The 17,741-nt window shown below is 44.7% G+C and carries 14 protein-coding genes, 1 tRNA gene and 1 rRNA gene; 3 read left to right on the forward strand and 13 right to left on the reverse strand.

What is annotated here, in order from left to right:
- Nucleotides 1-346: 346 nt before the first annotated feature.
- The 9 genes from AB8613_RS07010 to dusA all read right to left on the reverse strand — a co-directional run bounded on the left by AB8613_RS07010 (nt 347) and on the right by dusA (nt 10,119).
- Nucleotides 347-422: transfer RNA gene (locus AB8613_RS07010), tRNA-Glu, on the reverse strand.
- 66 nt (nt 423-488) lie between these two features.
- Nucleotides 489-2,043 (reverse strand): 16S ribosomal RNA (locus tag AB8613_RS07015).
- Between the two features lie 690 nt (nt 2,044-2,733).
- A complete protein-coding gene (locus AB8613_RS07020) occupies nt 2,734-3,510 on the reverse strand; it encodes a phosphoadenylyl-sulfate reductase (protein WP_146491342.1) in 777 nt (258 codons plus the stop codon).
- Entirely contained in the window at nt 3,503-5,230 is a 1,728-nt protein-coding gene (gene cysI / locus AB8613_RS07025; protein WP_372384698.1) for an assimilatory sulfite reductase (NADPH) hemoprotein subunit, read from the reverse strand. The genes AB8613_RS07020 and cysI overlap by 8 nt, the downstream gene beginning before the upstream one ends.
- Nucleotides 5,230-7,095, reverse strand: a complete 1,866-nt coding sequence (locus tag AB8613_RS07030; protein WP_372384699.1) for an assimilatory sulfite reductase (NADPH) flavoprotein subunit — start codon at nt 7,093-7,095, stop codon at nt 5,230-5,232. Before AB8613_RS07030 ends, cysI begins: the two co-directional genes overlap by 1 nt.
- A 123-nt stretch (nt 7,096-7,218) precedes the next feature.
- Entirely contained in the window at nt 7,219-7,449 is a 231-nt protein-coding gene (locus AB8613_RS07035) for a hypothetical protein (protein WP_146491339.1), read from the reverse strand.
- Nucleotides 7,450-7,904: 455 nt separating this feature from the next.
- Nucleotides 7,905-8,570, reverse strand: coding sequence for a TIGR04219 family outer membrane beta-barrel protein (locus AB8613_RS07040; RefSeq protein WP_372384700.1), 666 nt, complete (start codon nt 8,568-8,570; stop codon nt 7,905-7,907).
- A 135-nt stretch (nt 8,571-8,705) separates the two neighbouring features.
- Nucleotides 8,706-8,927 carry an envelope stress response protein PspG gene (gene pspG / locus AB8613_RS07045; RefSeq protein ID WP_017059950.1) on the reverse strand — a complete coding sequence of 74 codons (222 nt, stop codon included), beginning with the start codon at nt 8,925-8,927 and terminating at the stop codon, nt 8,706-8,708.
- A 211-nt stretch (nt 8,928-9,138) separates the two neighbouring features.
- Nucleotides 9,139-10,119 carry a tRNA dihydrouridine(20/20a) synthase DusA gene (gene dusA, locus AB8613_RS07050; RefSeq protein WP_372384701.1) on the reverse strand — a complete coding sequence of 327 codons (981 nt, stop codon included), beginning with the start codon at nt 10,117-10,119 and terminating at the stop codon, nt 9,139-9,141.
- Nucleotides 10,120-10,432: 313 nt separating this feature from the next.
- Here dusA and zur point away from each other — a divergent pair, with 313 nt between their 5' ends.
- Both zur and AB8613_RS07060 read left to right on the forward strand, forming a co-directional pair.
- A complete protein-coding gene (gene zur / locus AB8613_RS07055; RefSeq protein WP_017059941.1) occupies nt 10,433-10,891 on the forward strand; it encodes a zinc uptake transcriptional repressor Zur in 459 nt (152 codons plus the stop codon).
- 17 nt (nt 10,892-10,908) lie between these two features.
- Nucleotides 10,909-11,370 (forward strand): chemotaxis protein CheX, encoded by a 462-nt coding sequence (locus AB8613_RS07060; protein WP_017059940.1) that lies wholly within the window; start codon nt 10,909-10,911, stop codon nt 11,368-11,370.
- A 158-nt stretch (nt 11,371-11,528) separates the two neighbouring features.
- On the opposite strand, the gene pgi is transcribed toward AB8613_RS07060, so the two are convergent.
- A complete protein-coding gene (gene pgi, locus AB8613_RS07065; protein ID WP_146491336.1) occupies nt 11,529-13,181 on the reverse strand; it encodes a glucose-6-phosphate isomerase in 1,653 nt (550 codons plus the stop codon).
- A gap of 325 nt (nt 13,182-13,506) precedes the next feature.
- Between pgi and AB8613_RS07070 the strand changes: the two genes are divergently transcribed.
- Nucleotides 13,507-13,926, forward strand: a complete 420-nt coding sequence (locus AB8613_RS07070) for a secondary thiamine-phosphate synthase enzyme YjbQ (protein ID WP_146491335.1) — start codon at nt 13,507-13,509, stop codon at nt 13,924-13,926.
- A gap of 97 nt (nt 13,927-14,023) precedes the next feature.
- Here the strand turns inward: AB8613_RS07070 and AB8613_RS07075 are convergent, their stop codons facing one another.
- From AB8613_RS07075 to AB8613_RS07085, 3 genes are read right to left on the reverse strand one after another with little or no spacing between them, the layout of a single operon-like run.
- Complete coding sequence (locus tag AB8613_RS07075) at nt 14,024-15,229, reverse strand: BamA/TamA family outer membrane protein (protein ID WP_372384805.1); 1,206 nt, start codon at nt 15,227-15,229, stop codon at nt 14,024-14,026.
- Nucleotides 15,230-15,248: 19 nt separating this feature from the next.
- Entirely contained in the window at nt 15,249-16,334 is a 1,086-nt protein-coding gene (alr, locus tag AB8613_RS07080) for an alanine racemase (protein ID WP_017065624.1), read from the reverse strand.
- Between the two features lie 6 nt (nt 16,335-16,340).
- Nucleotides 16,341-17,732 carry a replicative DNA helicase gene (locus AB8613_RS07085; protein WP_016767560.1) on the reverse strand — a complete coding sequence of 464 codons (1,392 nt, stop codon included), beginning with the start codon at nt 17,730-17,732 and terminating at the stop codon, nt 16,341-16,343.
- Between the last annotated feature and the right edge of the window lie 9 nt (nt 17,733-17,741).

The following is a 17,741-nucleotide window of genomic DNA, read 5'->3' on the forward strand; positions in this document are numbered from 1 at the left end:
ATACAACCCGAAAGGGTTTCTATTTGATTTCACTTTAAAAAGTGAAGACAAATAAGCGTATGGCAACTAACCAAGGTTTTTGGTTGTCATCAAGAAGGGTTAATTCTTGATAATTGTTTGCCGGACTCAATGTGATTCAAACAAGTTTGAATCGAATACAAGACACTTGAATGTGTTTGTTGTGTCTACCATAAAGGTAAACATTGAGAACTTTTAAATTTGATTGAATTACTCGTAAGTAATCAATCAGTCAGCTTTCCAAATTATTAAAGAGCGAATCACTTCATAACGAAGTAACCATTTTTAAATATTCTCATCGGCTTTGGCTTCAAAGAACGCTTAAAAATGGTATCCCGTAGGGGAGTCGAACCCCTGTTACCGCCGTGAAAGGGCGGTGTCCTAGGCCTCTAGACGAACGGGACACTAAGATGCTCTAACTTTCTAAACCTAATCAATCTGTGTGGACACTTATCGTGAATATCTTCGTATAAGGAGGTGATCCAGCCCCAGGTTCCCCTAGGGCTACCTTGTTACGACTTCACCCCAGTCATGAACCACAAAGTGGTGAGCGTCCTCCCCGAAAGGTTAAACTACCCACTTCTTTTGCAGCCCACTCCCATGGTGTGACGGGCGGTGTGTACAAGGCCCGGGAACGTATTCACCGTAGCATTCTGATCTACGATTACTAGCGATTCCGACTTCATGGAGTCGAGTTGCAGACTCCAATCCGGACTACGACGCACTTTTTGGGATTCGCTCACTATCGCTAGCTTGCTGCCCTCTGTATGCGCCATTGTAGCACGTGTGTAGCCCTACTCGTAAGGGCCATGATGACTTGACGTCGTCCCCACCTTCCTCCGGTTTATCACCGGCAGTCTCCCTGGAGTTCCCGACATTACTCGCTGGCAAACAAGGATAAGGGTTGCGCTCGTTGCGGGACTTAACCCAACATTTCACAACACGAGCTGACGACAGCCATGCAGCACCTGTCTCAGAGCTCCCGAAGGCACACCTGCGTCTCCGCTGGCTTCTCTGGATGTCAAGAGTAGGTAAGGTTCTTCGCGTTGCATCGAATTAAACCACATGCTCCACCGCTTGTGCGGGCCCCCGTCAATTCATTTGAGTTTTAATCTTGCGACCGTACTCCCCAGGCGGTCTACTTAACGCGTTAGCTCCGAAAGCCACGGCTCAAGGCCACAACCTCCAAGTAGACATCGTTTACGGCGTGGACTACCAGGGTATCTAATCCTGTTTGCTCCCCACGCTTTCGCATCTGAGTGTCAGTATCTGTCCAGGGGGCCGCCTTCGCCACTGGTATTCCTTCAGATCTCTACGCATTTCACCGCTACACCTGAAATTCTACCCCCCTCTACAGTACTCTAGTTCACCAGTTTCAAATGCAGTTCCGAGGTTGAGCCCCGGGCTTTCACATCTGACTTAATGAACCACCTGCATGCGCTTTACGCCCAGTAATTCCGATTAACGCTCGCACCCTCCGTATTACCGCGGCTGCTGGCACGGAGTTAGCCGGTGCTTCTTCTGTTGCTAACGTCAAGAGATAGCGCTATTAACACTACCCCCTTCCTCACAACTGAAAGTACTTTACAACCCGAAGGCCTTCTTCATACACGCGGCATGGCTGCATCAGGCTTTCGCCCATTGTGCAATATTCCCCACTGCTGCCTCCCGTAGGAGTCTGGACCGTGTCTCAGTTCCAGTGTGGCTGATCATCCTCTCAGACCAGCTAGGGATCGTCGCCTTGGTGAGCCATTACCTCACCAACTAGCTAATCCCACCTAGGCATATCTTGACGCGAGAGGCCCGAAGGTCCCCCTCTTTGGCCCGTAGGCATTATGCGGTATTAGCCATCGTTTCCAATGGTTATCCCCCACATCAAGGCAATTTCCTAGGCATTACTCACCCGTCCGCCGCTCGACGCCCATTAACGCTCCCGAAGGATTGTTAGTGTCGTTTCCGCTCGACTTGCATGTGTTAGGCCTGCCGCCAGCGTTCAATCTGAGCCATGATCAAACTCTTCAATTTAAGATTTTGTGACTCAACGAATACTGACTTCAAAACTAATATTTACCGCTCTTTCGAAAAAGATTGATGAACATGTAATTCTAAAGCTATTACCCCTCTCTTCTTAAATAAATAGGAACAGAATGGTAATGAATTGACTGTGCCAAATAACCGAAGTTATTTGTATTGGTCACTCAGTTCATTGAAATCAATTTTGATTCCGAAGAATCTGTTTTATCTAACGATAAAACGTTTTGATATTCATCAACGAGTGCCCACACAGATTGATAGGTTTAAATTGTTAAAGAGCTTCTCTTCGTTGTGACTTGCATCACTTCGGAAGAGGCGGCCATTCTAGCGATTTAATTCTCAGTGTCAAACACTTTTGAAAATTAATTTCCACTTTCTAAAAGTAGGAGCGAATTATCACTTAAAACTAGTTGCCTAACTAACATTCTGCGCTGAAGCCTTGCGGCGTCTGCCGTGTCAGTGAGGCGGCATTATAGAGATGTTCATCACATTGGCAAGTGTTTATTAAAGAAAAATGTAAAAATAACGATTACATGACGAATAAACACTCAAAGCCTTATTTATGCAACTTTAACTACAAAGTAACTACACAATAACCACAGACTTATCCACAATCACTCTGATTTTATCCCCTAGAAACTAAAAAACTGCCTAATGGCAGCTTTTTAAATAGCAATGACTCTAAATCCCAGAACCATATTGCTCTCCATCATCTTCATGGAGACCACATTCGCGTTTCAGCCCATTAAAACGAGTTTCCTCTTCAGTCATACCCGGCTCCCACTTCTTAGTTGTATGTGTATCTCCAACAGAAAGGTAACCCTGCTCTCGAAGCGGGTGATAACCGAGACCATGCTCTTCTAAGTAATAGTGAACATCTTTATTCGTCCAGTCGATTACCGGCAAGAATTTAAACACACCATTTTGGATGGATAAAATTGGTAGGTTTGCGCGCGATTGAGATTGCTCTCTTCTTAAACCGGAAAACCATGTCCCAGCCTCGAGCTCATCAAGCGCTCTTCTCATCGGTTCAACTTTATTAAGCTTGTTGTACTTCTCTATCCCTTCTATGCCTTGTTCCCAAAGTTTACCATATTGCGCTTCTTGCCAATTTGGGCTCTGTTGCGCACGAAATACTTGAAGGTTTAGAGTCAACTTCTTACTTAACTCATCTATAAAACGATATGTTTCCGGGAATAGGTACCCGGTGTCCGTCAGAATAACCGGAATGTCTGGTTTCGCTTGAGTCACTAAGTGCAGCATCAACGCCGCTTGGATTCCGAAACTAGAAGACACAACATGTGTCCCTTCTAAATTATCTAAAGCCCAACTAACTCTTTCTAATGCGGTTAGCCGCTCTAACTCTGCGTTGATTTGTCCAAGACGAAGTATTTGCTCCGTCTTAGTCAATGCGAGTAGCTCTGCTAACTTCAATTTTGAAGCGACAGAATTATGCATGCAGATCCCTCTTTGAAATGATCACCTCTTCGATGATGCCGGCTCGGATAGTGAAATCGCCAAAACCTTCATTGTCCTGTCGTTCCGTAGCCCAACGTCCCACCAGCGAATCAATCTCTTCTAAGATCTGAGCTGAAGTGATGTTCTCTTTATACATCTTCGGGATACGAGTTCCGGCTTTGTTGCCACCTAAGTGCATGTTGTAACGCCCCGGAGCCTTACCGACTAACCCCAGTTCAGCCAACATGGCACGACCACAACCGTTTGGACAACCAGTGATTCGAAGGATGATGTTATCTTCTTCTGGTAATCCATGTGTTTTCAGAATGTCTTCAACATCCGTAACAAACTCAGGAAGAAAGCGCTCAGCTTCTGCCATTGCTAGAGGACATGTTGGGAATGCCACACACGCCATTGAGTTTTTACGTTGCTCACTTACCGCATCATCCATCAAACCATATTGACGCGCCAGTTTCTCAATTTTGGCCTTCTGACTTTTAGAGACACCTGCAACAATTAAGTTTTGGTTTGCAGTCATGCGGAAGTCACCTTTGTGGATCTTCGCAATTTCAGCAACGCCTGTTTTCAGCGCTTTCCCTGGAAAATCAAGTAAACGACCATTTTCGATGAATAACGCTAAGTGGTGCTTACCATCAATGCCTTCCGCCCAACCGATACGATCGCCACGGCCAGTAAACTCATAAGGACGGCTTTCAGAAAACTCAACGACTGCACGTTTTTCTACTTCCGCTTTGAATACATCAATACCAACACGGTCTAGTGTGTATTTGGTTTTTGCGTTCTTACGGTTCGAACGGTTACCCCAATCACGCTGTGTAGTCACAACGGCTGCTGCTACATCTAATGTCTTGTCTAGTGGTACAAAACCAAAGTCGTCAGCTTTACGTGCATAAGTAGAAGTATCGCCGTGCGTCATTGCTAAGCCGCCACCCACTAACACGTTAAAGCCCACCAGCTTTCCGTCTTTTGCAATCGCAACAAAGTTAAGGTCATTGGCATGAACGTCTACGTCATTCTGTGGAGGAATCACAACCGTCGTCTTGAACTTACGCGGTAGGTAGTTACTACCTAGAATAGGTTCTTCATCGGTTGTTTCTAGTTTCTCACCATCTAACCAGATTTCTGCATAAGCGCGAGTCTTAGGTAATAGGTGTTCACTGATCTTTTTCGCCCACTCATACGCTTCTTGATGAAGCTCGGACTCAACCGGGTTTGTCGTACACAAAACATTTCGGTTGACGTCACCTGCAGTAGCGATTGAATCAATGCCAATACTGTTTAGCGTTTGGTGCATCAATTTAATGTTCGGTTTCAACACACCATGGAATTGGAAAGTTTGACGTGTTGTTAGACGGATAGAACCATAAGAGGTGCTTTCATCTGCGAACTTATCAATCGCTAACCATTGTTTAGGAGTGATGATGCCACCAGGCATACGCGCACGAAGCATGACATTATGTAAAGGTTCTAACTTTTGTTTTGCACGCTCGTTGCGGATATCACGGTCATCTTGTTGATACATACCATGGAAGCGGATCAGCTGAAAGTTGTCTGCGGTAAAACCACCAGTGATACGGTCTTGAAGATCTTGTTCAATCGTACCGCGTAGATTCTTACTTTCACGCTTCAAACGCTCATTGTCAGCCAAAGGTCCAAGTACTTGACCTAGCACTTCTTGCTCTATTACTTGCTTGCTCATTAGTACACATCCCTTTGGTAACGTTTCGCTTTACGTAAATCATTAATATATTGTTCAGCTTGCTCACGGCTCTGGTTGCCATGTTTTTCCGCTATCGTCACTAACGCTTCATGGACATCTTTCGCCATTCGAGTCGCGTCACCACAAACATAGAGGTACGCGCCCTCTTGCAGCCATTGCCAAACCTGAGCTGCTTGTTCGATTAAGCGATCTTGAACATAAACCTTTTCTTTTTGGTCACGACTAAAGGCAACATCCAATTTGGTTAGCGCACCAGATTTGAGGTATTTCTGCCATTCAACTTGGTATAAGAAATCTTGAGTAAAGGTACGGTCACCGAAGAACAACCAACTCTTACCTTCAGCATCATTGTTTTCACGCTCTTGAACAAAACTGCGGAACGGTGCGATACCGGTACCCGGGCCAACCATGATGATTGGTGTATTATCGTCTTGTGGTAATTTGAAGTTATTGTTGTTCTCAACAAACACCTTCACTTCACCACCTTCTTCAAGTCGTTGAGCTAAGAAGCTAGAAGCTCCGCCTAAACGAGACTCTTCGCCTTTTTGATATTCAACGAGGCCAACCGTTAAGTGAACTTCTTCATCTACTTCTGCTTGGCTTGATGCAATAGAATAGAGGCGTGGAGTCAGCTTACGTAGTAGGCCAATTAACTCATCAGCCGATAGCTTGGTTTTCTTTTCAGCTAGTACATCAACAATTTGAGTGTTGCCTGCATATTCACGAAGCTTGTCTTTATCTTCCACCAGCTTGATTAACTTCTTGCTGCCCGAAAGCTCAGCAAACTTAGTCACTAGTTGAGGATTTGAAGATGTAATTTCGAATTTACTGACGAGTGCGCTGTGGACAGATAAGTTGTCACCATCGACATCAACACTTTCGATACCAGATAACCCAACCTTAGAAAGGATCTGATTTGCGAGTTCTGAACTGTTTTCAAACCATACGCCTAGCGCATCACCCGGTTGGTAAGTAATACCCGACTCATCAAGATCAATCTCGATATGACGAACATCTTTACCCGAATCACGACCGGTGATCTTTTGGCTCGTCAATAGTGTCGCGGTGTATGGGTTTTGTTTGGTGTATTGCGAATGACCAGCGGCCGCTTGACCTACTGGTAATTGAACCACATCGGCTTCAGTGCCTGTCGATAGTGTCTCTTTTACTTGCTCTAATGCTTTAGCGCGCCATTCCGTTGCTGATTCTTCGTAATCAACATCACAATCAAGACGGTCGACAAACGATTTAGCACCAAGCTTAGCGAGGAAGTTATCGAAGTCTTTAGCCGTTTGGCAGAAGAACTCATAGCTTGAGTCACCTAAACCAATCACACCGTATTGTAGGTTTGATAATTTTGGCGCTTTCTTCGATTGTAGGAATTCATGCAACTCAATCGCGTTATCAGGGGCTTCGCCCTCACCATTGGTTGAAGCCACAAAAATGACGTGTGTCTCTTTGGCTAGATTCTTACCTTTATAATCACTGGCATCGAAAAGCTCGACAGCAATACCCAAGGCTTTAGCTTCTGCCTCAAGCGATTCAGCGACGCCTTTAGCATTACCTGTTTGAGATGCGAAGATAATGCTGAGCTTACCCGCCGGTTTAGCGGCTACTGCAGCAGCCGCTTGAGCGATTGGCGCAGCTGCACCTACAGGCTGAGCTTGGCTCACACCCCAAAGGTAACCACTGACCCATGCCAGTTGTTGTGAAGATAACTCAGAAACAGTGTGTTGAAGATGACCCAATTGTTGGTCATTAAGTGGTGCTGCTAGCCCAGGTAGTTCATTAACCCCAGACTGTGCATTATTATTTTGTGAAGACTCTTTCTTATTTAAAGACATGGTCACGACATCCCTAATCATTGCGTGACGATAGATTAACCACTCCTTTTAATAACAAGAAAGAATAGAAAAGTATGTTTTATAACTTTTTGGAAGTAAAAACCGATTGAAACGTAAATTGACTTACTGGTTTTCAATACGCACTTGCTGAAAGCCAACCGCCATTGCCGACTTAGATGCTAGGTCTAAATCCGCATAATGGCACTCCTCACCATGGACATCAGTAAGCAGAACAAAGCCGCCTCTCATATGGCGAAACTCCACAACCCAAGACCCTTCTTGTATTGAGGGCTCTATGATGGCTTCAACTAACAAATTTTCTCGATATAAATTGCGTAATTCATTGAGTGTCATATTCCATCCCTTGTTCTGACCCAACAGCATAGACCTTATAAGAATAGACGTTAATCAGCTCTCTGTATAAGGATGGTCGAAAGTGATGAATGTGCTAACTAATTCCAGAAAGATATATACCCAAGTAACCTCAAGATGCTTGGTTCAGCGAAAATGACTTGGTTTGTAGACGCGGCAACGATTTAAAGGTCTAGTGGGCCTAAATCAAGAATCGACAACAAAGTATACAAGCCAAGACAACTCGCCCTTTGGGAGCGTGTCATTGAACCGATTGCTGCGTCAAACAACTTGGAAAGAGCCAGCTATTACGCTGCGTCGTTTTCCTTGAACTCGGCTCAATGACAACGCTCTGAATCCAGCATCTTGAAGCCACTTGGGTATAACCAATAGATATAAAAAACGCCACTTAATAAGGTGACGTTCTTAAAATTCGTTCTAAGTTTGCTTTGTATGGCCTAGAAGCGTACTTCAGCACCCGCAAACCAACCATCGACCATAACGAAGCTCTTGCCTAGTTCAGAGCTAAAGAACTCATCCGAGTCTAGATCGATAACACGGTAACCACCACGCAGGGCAATTTCAGATTCTGATACAGGAATTCGGTACTGAACACCTGCCATTAAGTCAGTGCTCTTTATGCCACTGCTATCACCAAACTCCATCGTACCAATGATATCGAAGTTGGTATCAGGAACGTTGATCTCAGCGTTACCGTAGAAACTCCACGAGTACTCATCAAAGCTTGCTTGAGTACTCGTTTTAGGCTCAATGTAATTTGAGTTCGAGTACTGAGTAAACGTCACACCCGCATCGAAGTTCATCAACTTATGCTCTAGCAACGTGTAGTAGAATGTGTAGTCGTACTTATCAAAAGCCAATGCATCCGTATCAATAGACGTATAACGGAAGCTAGCATTTGGCAGCATTGGGGCATTATGCTCAAATGCGAAATACACAGAAGGAGAGTTAGAGTCTTCATCTTGTCTAACTTCGTTTAGCTTAGTACTTCCCCACCACATATCGGCACCGACTTTAGCCGTGTAAGAAAACTCTTCTTCAGCAGCCACTGCCGAGCTTAAAGATAGCATTCCCACTAAAGCAATTAATGGCATTTTATTCATTTGAGATAGCTCCAATTCCATATCGTAGTGCTAATTGTATGCACATTCACAGATTATTGGGGAAAATTCTACCACACATATTAAATTCTAAAACGATAAACCGCTGACGAGTAAAGATTTGACGGCACTATGACCTTAGTAACGTCTCTGGTTAGAACTGTGTACAAAGTTTTTGAAAAACCACACACCGATTGCAATCACGATCAACCAAGGCAGCAATTTAAACACGACACCCATCATACCTAAGACCAACATGACTAGTAACGCTACTCCAGTTGCAGCTAATACAGTCATAAAGGTAATACCTGTCACAAGTAGCGTAGCAACGAAAATCAGAACAAAGATTAATTCAAACATAATGGTCTCCCTAATGAGTTAATGACCTATCTTTCCTACTTTCTAACATTGCAGCTTCTGTACCAAGTCACCAAAAACAATAAAACCCTTATTTATCAATAAAATAAAAAGCCACACATTCTCATGCGTGGCTTTTCAAATAAATCAGAGTGGTAAATTTAGCCTCTAATGGCGAATTTAACCTTACGTAGACTCTTCACCTTGAGAGAGGCTATACGTTCAGCTCTTTAGGAATCTTAGCCAATGCCGTCTGCATTACTTCAATACCTGCGCCTTTCTTATGTGCATTTTCGCTGATGTAGCGACGCCATTGCCTTGCACCTGGCATGCTTTGGAACAAACCAAGCATGTGACGAGAGATATGTCCTAGGCTCGCACCATTTGAAAGTTCACGTTCGATGTACGGGTACATCTCTTCCACAACTTGTGAGCGTTTCTTAATTGGCGTATCTAAACCAAAGATCTGTTGATCAACTTCCGCAAGAATAAATGGACTATGGTAAGCCTCACGACCAATCATCACGCCGTCAAGGTGCTGCAAGTGCTCTTTAGTTTGCTCAAGAGTAGTAATGCCACCATTCACGGCAATCACAAGATCAGAGAAGTCTCTCTTGATTTGGTATGCACGATCATAATCCAGAGGTGGGATCTCACGGTTCTCTTTCGGGCTAAGACCACTCAACCACGCTTTACGTGCGTGAATAGTGAATTGTTCACAGCCGCCCTTTTCAGAAACCGTTGAGATGAACTTCGTCAGAAACTCGTATGAGTCTTGGTTATCGATTCCAATGCGAGTTTTCACCGTAATTGGAATATCAGTCACCTCTTTCATCGCTGATACACAGTCTGCTACTAGCTCTGGTTCAACCATTAAGCACGCGCCAAAGCGACCGTTTTGCACTCGGTCTGAAGGACAACCTACGTTAAGGTTTACTTCATCATAACCACGCTCACCAGCTAGCTTGGCACAAGCTGCAAGATCAACCGGATTTGAGCCACCGAGCTGAAGAGCAAGAGGATGTTCTTGCTCGTTATATTCTAGAAAGTCGCCCTTACCATGTAAGATCGCGCCCGTTGTTACCATTTCCGTGTACAGAAGAGTCTGCTGAGAAAGCAAACGGTGAAAGTAACGACAGTGGCGGTCAGTCCAATCGAGCATTGGAGCGACAGACAACCTACATGAATGTGTCATGGCAAAGTACCCTAGTAGCGAGTCAAAAAAATATGCTGGAATACCCAGCAAAAGCAAGGTCGGCTATTGTAAATGCTATGCCTTGATTGTGCTATATGAACTTTGCCTCACACTTTTTTATAAACCTATTCACCAGATCTCTAATTCAGCCTCATTAATCAGTTATGCCTTGAGTCACACTGTCATTTTGAGTTACCTTGTCTTATTCAAAGTCGTGGGTCACAATACGCTCTGTACCTGACTTTAATAGAAATCATTGGCTCCCAAAACGTAGTAACCTAGAAATAAGGTTTGATTAGGGATGTCCGATTGAATGGTGAAAAATTTGGACCACACATTAATAGAGCAAGTTGAAGGGATATGCGCATCGCGAGGAGTTAGACTAACACCTCAAAGAAAGCGAGTGTTTGAGCTCATCCTCTCTAATAAAAAAGCCTCCAGCGCTTATGAATTATTAGAGCAGTTGAAAGTCAGTGAACCACAGGCCAAGCCTCCTACAGTTTATCGCGCTTTGGATTTCTTGTTGGAACAAGGTTTCATTCACCGAGTTGAGTCAACCAATAGCTTCATATGCTGCTGCTCTTGCAATGCCAACAAACATTTCTCCCAACTACTGATCTGCGATAAATGTGGCACTGTGATAGAACTGCAAGACGATGCGCTTGTCACCCTACTCGCCAGTAACGCTGAGAAGCATGGATTTCAATTGACTAATCATGTCATTGAATCGCATGGCATTTGCCAATCTTGCTCCTCCGAGATGAAAGAATAAGATTATAGAAGAACATTATGCGCGCTGAATTTGTAAACCCGTTTTTAGCTTCTTTGATGAACGTATTAAAAACGATGGCTTCTCTAGAATTGAAGCCACAAAAACCGAGAGTTAAGAAAGATGAAATCGCTCGTGGTGATGTATCCGGCCTAATTGGTATGGTGGGTACACAATCTCGTGGCTCAATGTCGATCACCTTTGATGAAGGTCTCGCCCTCGAAATCATGGAAAACATGCTCGGTGAACGACCAAACGGCCTCAACGAAGAAGTAACCGATATGGTGGGTGAAATCACTAACATGGTGACTGGCGGTGCAAAACGTATTCTTGCTGAAAGCGGCTTCGACTTCGACATGGCAACTCCAATCGTGGTTTCAGGTAAAGGCCACACTATTCGTCACAAGTGTGATGGGGCAATCATCATCATGCCTTTCTCATCTCAATGGGGTAATGCCTTCATCGAGATCTGTTTCGAATAAAAGTCGCCACTACGAATATTTAGAAGGCTGACGCTGTATTTAAGAGGCTGACAGATATGTCAGCCTTTTTTATTACCTGCGATTTAACCATTGCTTACTCTACAGATACAAAAACGCCAACCCGAAGGTTGGCGTTTCTTTTTAGGTTATCAACTCAATTAAGCTTTAAGCGCTTTAAATGCGTTGATTAGACCATTCGTTGAGCTGTCGTGAGACGTTACTTGAGCATCATCAGCAAGCTCTGGAAGAATTTGGTTTGCTAGTTGCTTACCAAGTTCTACGCCCCATTGGTCGAAGCTGAAGATGTTCCAGATAACGCCTTGAACAAAGATCTTGTGCTCGTACATCGCGATTAGGTTACCTAAAGAGCGAGGTGTAATTTGCTTAACAAGAATAGAGTTCGTTGGGCGGTTACCTTCAAACACTTTGAAAGGTACTAGCTCAGCAACTTCTTCAGCTGTTTTGCCAGCAGCTAGGAATTCAGCTTCCACAGTTTCTTTTGTCTTACCGAATGCTAGTGCTTCAGTTTGAGCAAAGAAGTTAGACATCAGCTTCTGGTGGTGATCAGATGCTGGGTTGTGGCTGATTGCAGGCGCGATGAAGTCTGATGGGATCAGCTTAGTGCCTTGGTGAATCAGTTGGTAGAAAGCATGTTGGCCGTTTGTACCAGGTTCACCCCAGATGATAGGACCTGTTTGGTACTCTACCGGGTTGCCTTCGCGGTCTACAAACTTACCGTTCGATTCCATGTTACCTTGCTGGAAGTAAGCAGCAAAACGGTGCATGTATTGATCGTAAGGTAGGATTGCTTCTGACTCAGCGCCGTGGAAGTTGTTGTACCAAATGCCGATAAGCGCAAGGATAACTGGGATGTTGCTTTCAAACTCAGTTGAAGCAAAGTGGTTATCCATCTCGTGAGCGCCATCTAATAGCTCTACGAAGTTATCGAAGCCAACAGATAGTGAGATAGAAAGGCCGATTGCAGACCATAGTGAGTAACGACCACCAACCCAGTCCCAGAATTCGAACATGTTGTCAGTATCAATACCAAACTCAGCGACCGCAGTTGCGTTAGTTGATAGTGCTGCGAAGTGTTTAGCTACGTGTGCGTTATCACCCGCTTCAGCCAAGAACCAATCACGAGCAGAGTGCGCGTTAGTCATTGTTTCTTGAGTAGTGAATGTTTTAGATGCCACTAAGAATAGTGTCGTTTCTGGGTTTAGAGGCTTAAGTGTCTCAACAATGTGAGTGCCATCTACGTTAGAAACGAAGTGCATGTTTAGACGAGTTTTGTATGGCGTTAGCGCTTCAGTCACCATGTATGGACCAAGGTCCGAACCGCCGATACCGATGTTAACTACATCAGTGATCTCTTTACCTGTGTAACCTTTCCACTCACCAGAAACGATACGGTGTGTGAACAGCTCCATTTTTGCTAGTACTGCATTTACTGCTGGCATTACGTCCTTGCCATCAACCATTACTGGCTTATCACTACGGTTACGTAGAGCAGTGTGAAGCACTGAACGACCTTCAGTCTTGTTGATTGCATCACCACCGAACATTGCTTCGATTGCAGACTTAACTTCAGTCTCGTTCGCAAGAGCAAATAGGTGCTGCATCGTTTCAGCATCGATAAGGTTCTTAGAGTAATCTACTAAGATGTCAGAACCGAAACGAGTAGAAAAGCTCTCGAAACGCTTTGCATCTTGAGCAAACAGCTCTTTCATATCCATATCTTGAGCAGACTCAAAATGTGCAGTTAGAGCTTTCCACGCTTGTGTTTGCGTTGGGTTGATATTTTTCAACATGGTATCTATCCCGATGTTACTGTAGGTTTTATTCTAAACGTCACCTAGGTGATGAATAGAACCCCCGATTAGGCGAAAGTTTATATTTTTCTGTGATGACCAAACCGCGTCACCACTGAAAGATTCTTTGTAATTTTTTTCACGACGTATTATGCCGCATATGAAGAGCTGTACCTTGAGATAAATCAGGATTCGATTTCCTGATAGAAGAATCGGTACAGACTCTAGCTCTAACATAATTAAATGTGAGCGATACCTGATAAATTCAAGTTCAAAAGATAGCGTTAAACCACTTTTTTTCCAAATACATTATAAAGGATGGCGTATGTGGATTCAGAAGACTATACACCTAAATGCACGAAAGCGTGGATTCCATCTCATTACTGATGAAATTGAACAACAGATACACGATATCAATTCTCTATCTGTTGGTTTATTACATCTTTTTATCCAACATACCTCTGCCAGCCTCACGCTAAACGAGAACGCTGATCCTACCGTCCGTACCGATATGGAATCACACTTTAATAAGTTTGTACCTGAGCGAGCACCCTACTACAGACACACCTATGAAGGCGATGATGACATGCCAGCCCACATTAAAGCATCGACACTTGGCACCAGTGTGACAATACCAATTAGCAATGGTCGTTTAGCTTTAGGAACATGGCAGGGCATTTACTTAGGTGAGCATCGAGATTGTGGTGGCAGCCGTACGGTTGTTGCTACGATTCAAGGTGAGTAGACGGTTTGAAAGCTAGATCTTCTTAATAAAAAAAGAGTGGTGTGTTTCCACAACCACTCTTATAAAAATAGTATTGGCCTACTGTAGGCCGAAAGCTTTAGAAGGGCTGGTTTATCATAACCCTAAAGGTCCCTTCATCACCGCCTCGCGCCAACTCAGCACGTACAACAATGCCTTCCACTTGGAAACGAACCGCGCCACCTAAGCTCCATTTCATATCCGAGTGCAGTGTTTTTATATCGTACTCATCCGCAACGCGCCCGACTTCGGCAAACGCTACCCATTGCCACCAAGGCAAATCGTAGTAGTTAATCAGCGGGATATCACCCAAAGGTTGCCAGTCAGGAATCACTCGGTACTCAGCAGAGTAATGAACCGCAGAACGTCCGTGGTAGCGACCTCCGGTATAACCTCGTAATCGATACAAGCCACCCAATCGAGCTTGTTCAGTTTCCGGTGGGCGAGCACAATCTTGCCCAGAGCAGTTATCCCAGGTTGGTGTATCAACAGTATAGAAATCGAGTGCCACGACTTGTTGGTCGAACAGGTCACCTAAAGGGCCTAATGCGAAGTACTGACTGTTTTGGAACGTCCACTTCAACCATAAATCGTCGTTAGACCAGCTTTCTGCGCCAGTGGTGAATTCAAGGTTAGTATGAGAGCCCGTGGTTGGGTTACGTGTGCTATCACGGTTATCCCAATCCAATGCCAAACTAAAGCCTGTCGCCTCTTCAGTATTATTTAAACCTTCCAGCTCTCGAGCGGTATAAAAAGGCGTAAAGACAATCGAACTGACACCCGACTCTAATGGAGAAGCAAAGCTCACGTCTTTGATGGGTTGAAATGCCCCTAACAAGCCATGCTCTGCAACATTGCCCCAAGGCAGCAGATACTTAAACTCAAACTGATAGTTTTCTTCTAAGCCATCGGCAATGGTTTTGTCATCAATAGATGAGTCATTATCGCCTTGGGAACCAAGGTAATACGGGTTGTCGTTGAAGCGAGCTTGATACATCTGAGTGCTGAATAAAACATTCTCAGACAAAGCGTAGTTAAAGGCAGATAAGAAACCGACATAACTGTCTTTATCTGAATAAAGCGCCATACCAAACAGGGCAGCTTGAGGTTGCCAAACACCCTTTGCGACACCAGCAACCCCAAAAGTATTACCCATGGTTTCGGTGCTGAAGTAGAAAGGGACAAAGGCCGAGTCTTTTTCTTCGCTAAGGGCTGAAGAAGAAAAGCTGACACCGAGTAGCGCCATTGCTGACATCACTAGGTGTCGAGTCGTTCGCTTGAACATCATTTAATTAGACCCATAGCTACTTCACATACTCCATCGCGACACGCGAAGTCAGCTTAGTAACGAGCTCGTAAGCGATAGTGCCAATATGTTCCGCAACTTCTTCTGAAGGCAAATCTTTACCCCATAGCGTCGCTTCATCGCCGACTTTATCTGCCGCATCAGGGCCTAGGTCAACCGTTAGCATGTCCATGGAAACACGTCCTGCGATCGGTACTTTTCGACCGTTAACGAACACTGGAGTGCCGTTAGGTGCAGTGCGAGGATAACCATCACCATAACCAATCGCGATAACACCAACCTTGGTATCACGTTCACTGGTCCAGTTTCCGCCATAACCCACACTTTCACCAGCTTTCACATCGCGAACGGCAATTAGGTGTGAGGTCAGGGTCATCACAGGTAAAAATCCAAGCTCTTGCGCTGATTTATCAACAAACGGAGAGACACCGTAAGAGATGATTCCCGGACGAACCCAATCAAGGTGGCTGTCAGGCCAAGCGAGTAAACCCGCAGAGGCAGCAAGTGAACGCTCACCTTCACAACCTTCGGTAAGAGACAAGAAAAGCTCGGTCTGTTCAACGGTGGTTGCTCTATCCAGTTCATCAGCACAACCGAAGTGGCTCATGTAACGTAGAGGTTTGGCAACATTCGCACATTGATGCAAACGCTCAACAAAGTTTTGATATTGCTCAGGACGAACACCTAATCGGTGCATACCACTGTCGACTTTTAGCCATACCACAACGGGGGTTTCCAAATCCGCATTCTCTAGCGCGCTTAATTGCTCTTCACAATGCACCACAGTTTGAATGTTATTGGTCACCAAAATTGGCAAATCGCCCGAAGAGTAAAACCCTTCCAGCAACAAAATAGGTTTAACAATGCCACCAGCACGAAGTTGTAACGCTTCTTCAATACGCGCCACACCGAATGCATCAGAGCTTTTTGAATGCTTGGCAATATGCAGTAAGCCGTGTCCGTAGCCATTGGCTTTCACAACAGACATGACCTTACACTGAGGAGCCTTCGACTTTATCTGGTTCAGGTTATGTTCGAGCGCGTTTAAGTCAATGCTCGCCGTCGCCGCTTTCATGTAAGTCATTAGCGATTACTCATCATCAAATGCAGGGCCTGCATAGTTATCAAATCGGGAGTGTTGGCCTTGGAACGTAAGACGAACCGAACCGATCGGACCGTTACGTTGCTTACCAAGGATGATCTCAGCAATGCCTTTCAGTGAACTATCTGGGTTATAAACCTCATCACGATAGATAAACATGATTAAGTCGGCATCTTGCTCAATCGAACCTGATTCACGCAAATCCGAGTTTACTGGACGTTTATCAGCACGTTGCTCTAGGGAACGGTTAAGCTGAGAAAGTGCGACAACCGGAACATTCAGTTCTTTTGCTAACGCTTTCAATGAGCGAGAAATCTCGGCGATCTCAAGAGTACGGTTATCAGATAACGAAGGTACACGCATTAATTGAAGGTAATCTATCATGATCATAGAGATACCATCGTGTTCACGAGCGATACGTCGAGCACGAGAACGTACTTCGGTTGGAGTCAGGCCCGAGCTGTCATCGATATACATATTCTTCTTATCCATCAGAATACCCATACTCGACGAAATACGAGCCCAATCTTCATCGTCTAACTGACCGGTACGAATCTTGGTTTGGTCAACTCGAGAAAGTGACGCAAGCATACGCATCATCAGCTGTTCGGCTGGCATCTCTAACGAGAAAATTAAAACAGGTTTGTCTTGCTTCATCGCTGCGTTTTCACACAAGTTCATCGCAAACGTGGTTTTACCCATCGATGGACGAGCAGCAACGATGATTAAGTCAGAACCTTGCAGACCTGCTGTTTTCTTATTGAGGTCGTTGAAACCTGTATCGACACCGGTCACACCATCTTGCGGTGTTTTATACAAGATCTCGATACGTTCTAGTGTCTTCTCTAGAATGCTATCAACGTTTTGTGGACCTTCGTTTTCACTTGCACGGCCTTCGGCAATCGCGAAGACTTTACTTTCAGCCAGATCAACAAGCTCTTCCGATGTACGACCTTGAGGATCATAACCAGAATCAGCAATCTCATTTGCGACACCAATCAGGCTACGAACAAGTGCACGCTGCGCCACGATATCCGCATAGGCGTTGATGTTTGCGGCACTTGGGGTGTTTTTCGCTAGGTCAGCAAGGTAGGCAAAGCCACCCACTTCTTCAAGTTGCTCACGCAGCTCTAAATGTTCAGAGAGTGTAATAAGATCCAGAGGAGAACTTTCTTCAAGGATATCCTTTACCGCTTCAAAGATCAGACGGTGAGGACGGCTATAAAAGTCTTTGGCCACAACCTTTTCAGCAACCGTATCCCAGCGTTCGTTATCCAATAACAAACCGCCAATAACAGATTGCTCAGCTTCTAATGAATGTGGCGGGACCTTGATGGCGTCCACCTGATCGTTGGCTGATTTCTGACTTTTGGTATCCACTATGACTAC

The sequence above is a fragment of the Vibrio sp. BS-M-Sm-2 genome, from assembly GCF_041504345.1.
Taxonomy (GTDB): domain Bacteria; phylum Pseudomonadota; class Gammaproteobacteria; order Enterobacterales; family Vibrionaceae; genus Vibrio; species Vibrio satsumensis.

What these genes read in the sequence shown, in the direction of transcription:
- AB8613_RS07020 (WP_146491342.1), bottom strand. Translation starts at nt 3,510, where the DNA reads ATGCATAATTCTGTCGCTTCAAAATTGAAGTTAGCAGAGCTACTCGCA.
- cysI (WP_372384698.1), bottom strand. Translation starts at nt 5,230, where the DNA reads ATGAGCAAGCAAGTAATAGAGCAAGAAGTGCTAGGTCAAGTACTTGGA.
- AB8613_RS07030 (WP_372384699.1), bottom strand. Translation starts at nt 7,095, where the DNA reads ATGTCTTTAAATAAGAAAGAGTCTTCACAAAATAATAATGCACAGTCT.
- AB8613_RS07035 (WP_146491339.1), bottom strand. Translation starts at nt 7,449, where the DNA reads ATGACACTCAATGAATTACGCAATTTATATCGAGAAAATTTGTTAGTT.
- AB8613_RS07040 (WP_372384700.1), bottom strand. Translation starts at nt 8,570, where the DNA reads ATGAATAAAATGCCATTAATTGCTTTAGTGGGAATGCTATCTTTAAGC.
- pspG (WP_017059950.1), bottom strand. Translation starts at nt 8,927, where the DNA reads ATGTTTGAATTAATCTTTGTTCTGATTTTCGTTGCTACGCTACTTGTG.
- dusA (WP_372384701.1), bottom strand. Translation starts at nt 10,119, where the DNA reads ATGACACATTCATGTAGGTTGTCTGTCGCTCCAATGCTCGATTGGACT.
- zur (WP_017059941.1), top strand. Translation starts at nt 10,433, where the DNA reads ATGGTGAAAAATTTGGACCACACATTAATAGAGCAAGTTGAAGGGATA.
- AB8613_RS07060 (WP_017059940.1), top strand. Translation starts at nt 10,909, where the DNA reads ATGCGCGCTGAATTTGTAAACCCGTTTTTAGCTTCTTTGATGAACGTA.
- pgi (WP_146491336.1), bottom strand. Translation starts at nt 13,181, where the DNA reads ATGTTGAAAAATATCAACCCAACGCAAACACAAGCGTGGAAAGCTCTA.
- AB8613_RS07070 (WP_146491335.1), top strand. Translation starts at nt 13,507, where the DNA reads ATGTGGATTCAGAAGACTATACACCTAAATGCACGAAAGCGTGGATTC.
- AB8613_RS07075 (WP_372384805.1), bottom strand. Translation starts at nt 15,229, where the DNA reads ATGTTCAAGCGAACGACTCGACACCTAGTGATGTCAGCAATGGCGCTA.
- alr (WP_017065624.1), bottom strand. Translation starts at nt 16,334, where the DNA reads ATGACTTACATGAAAGCGGCGACGGCGAGCATTGACTTAAACGCGCTC.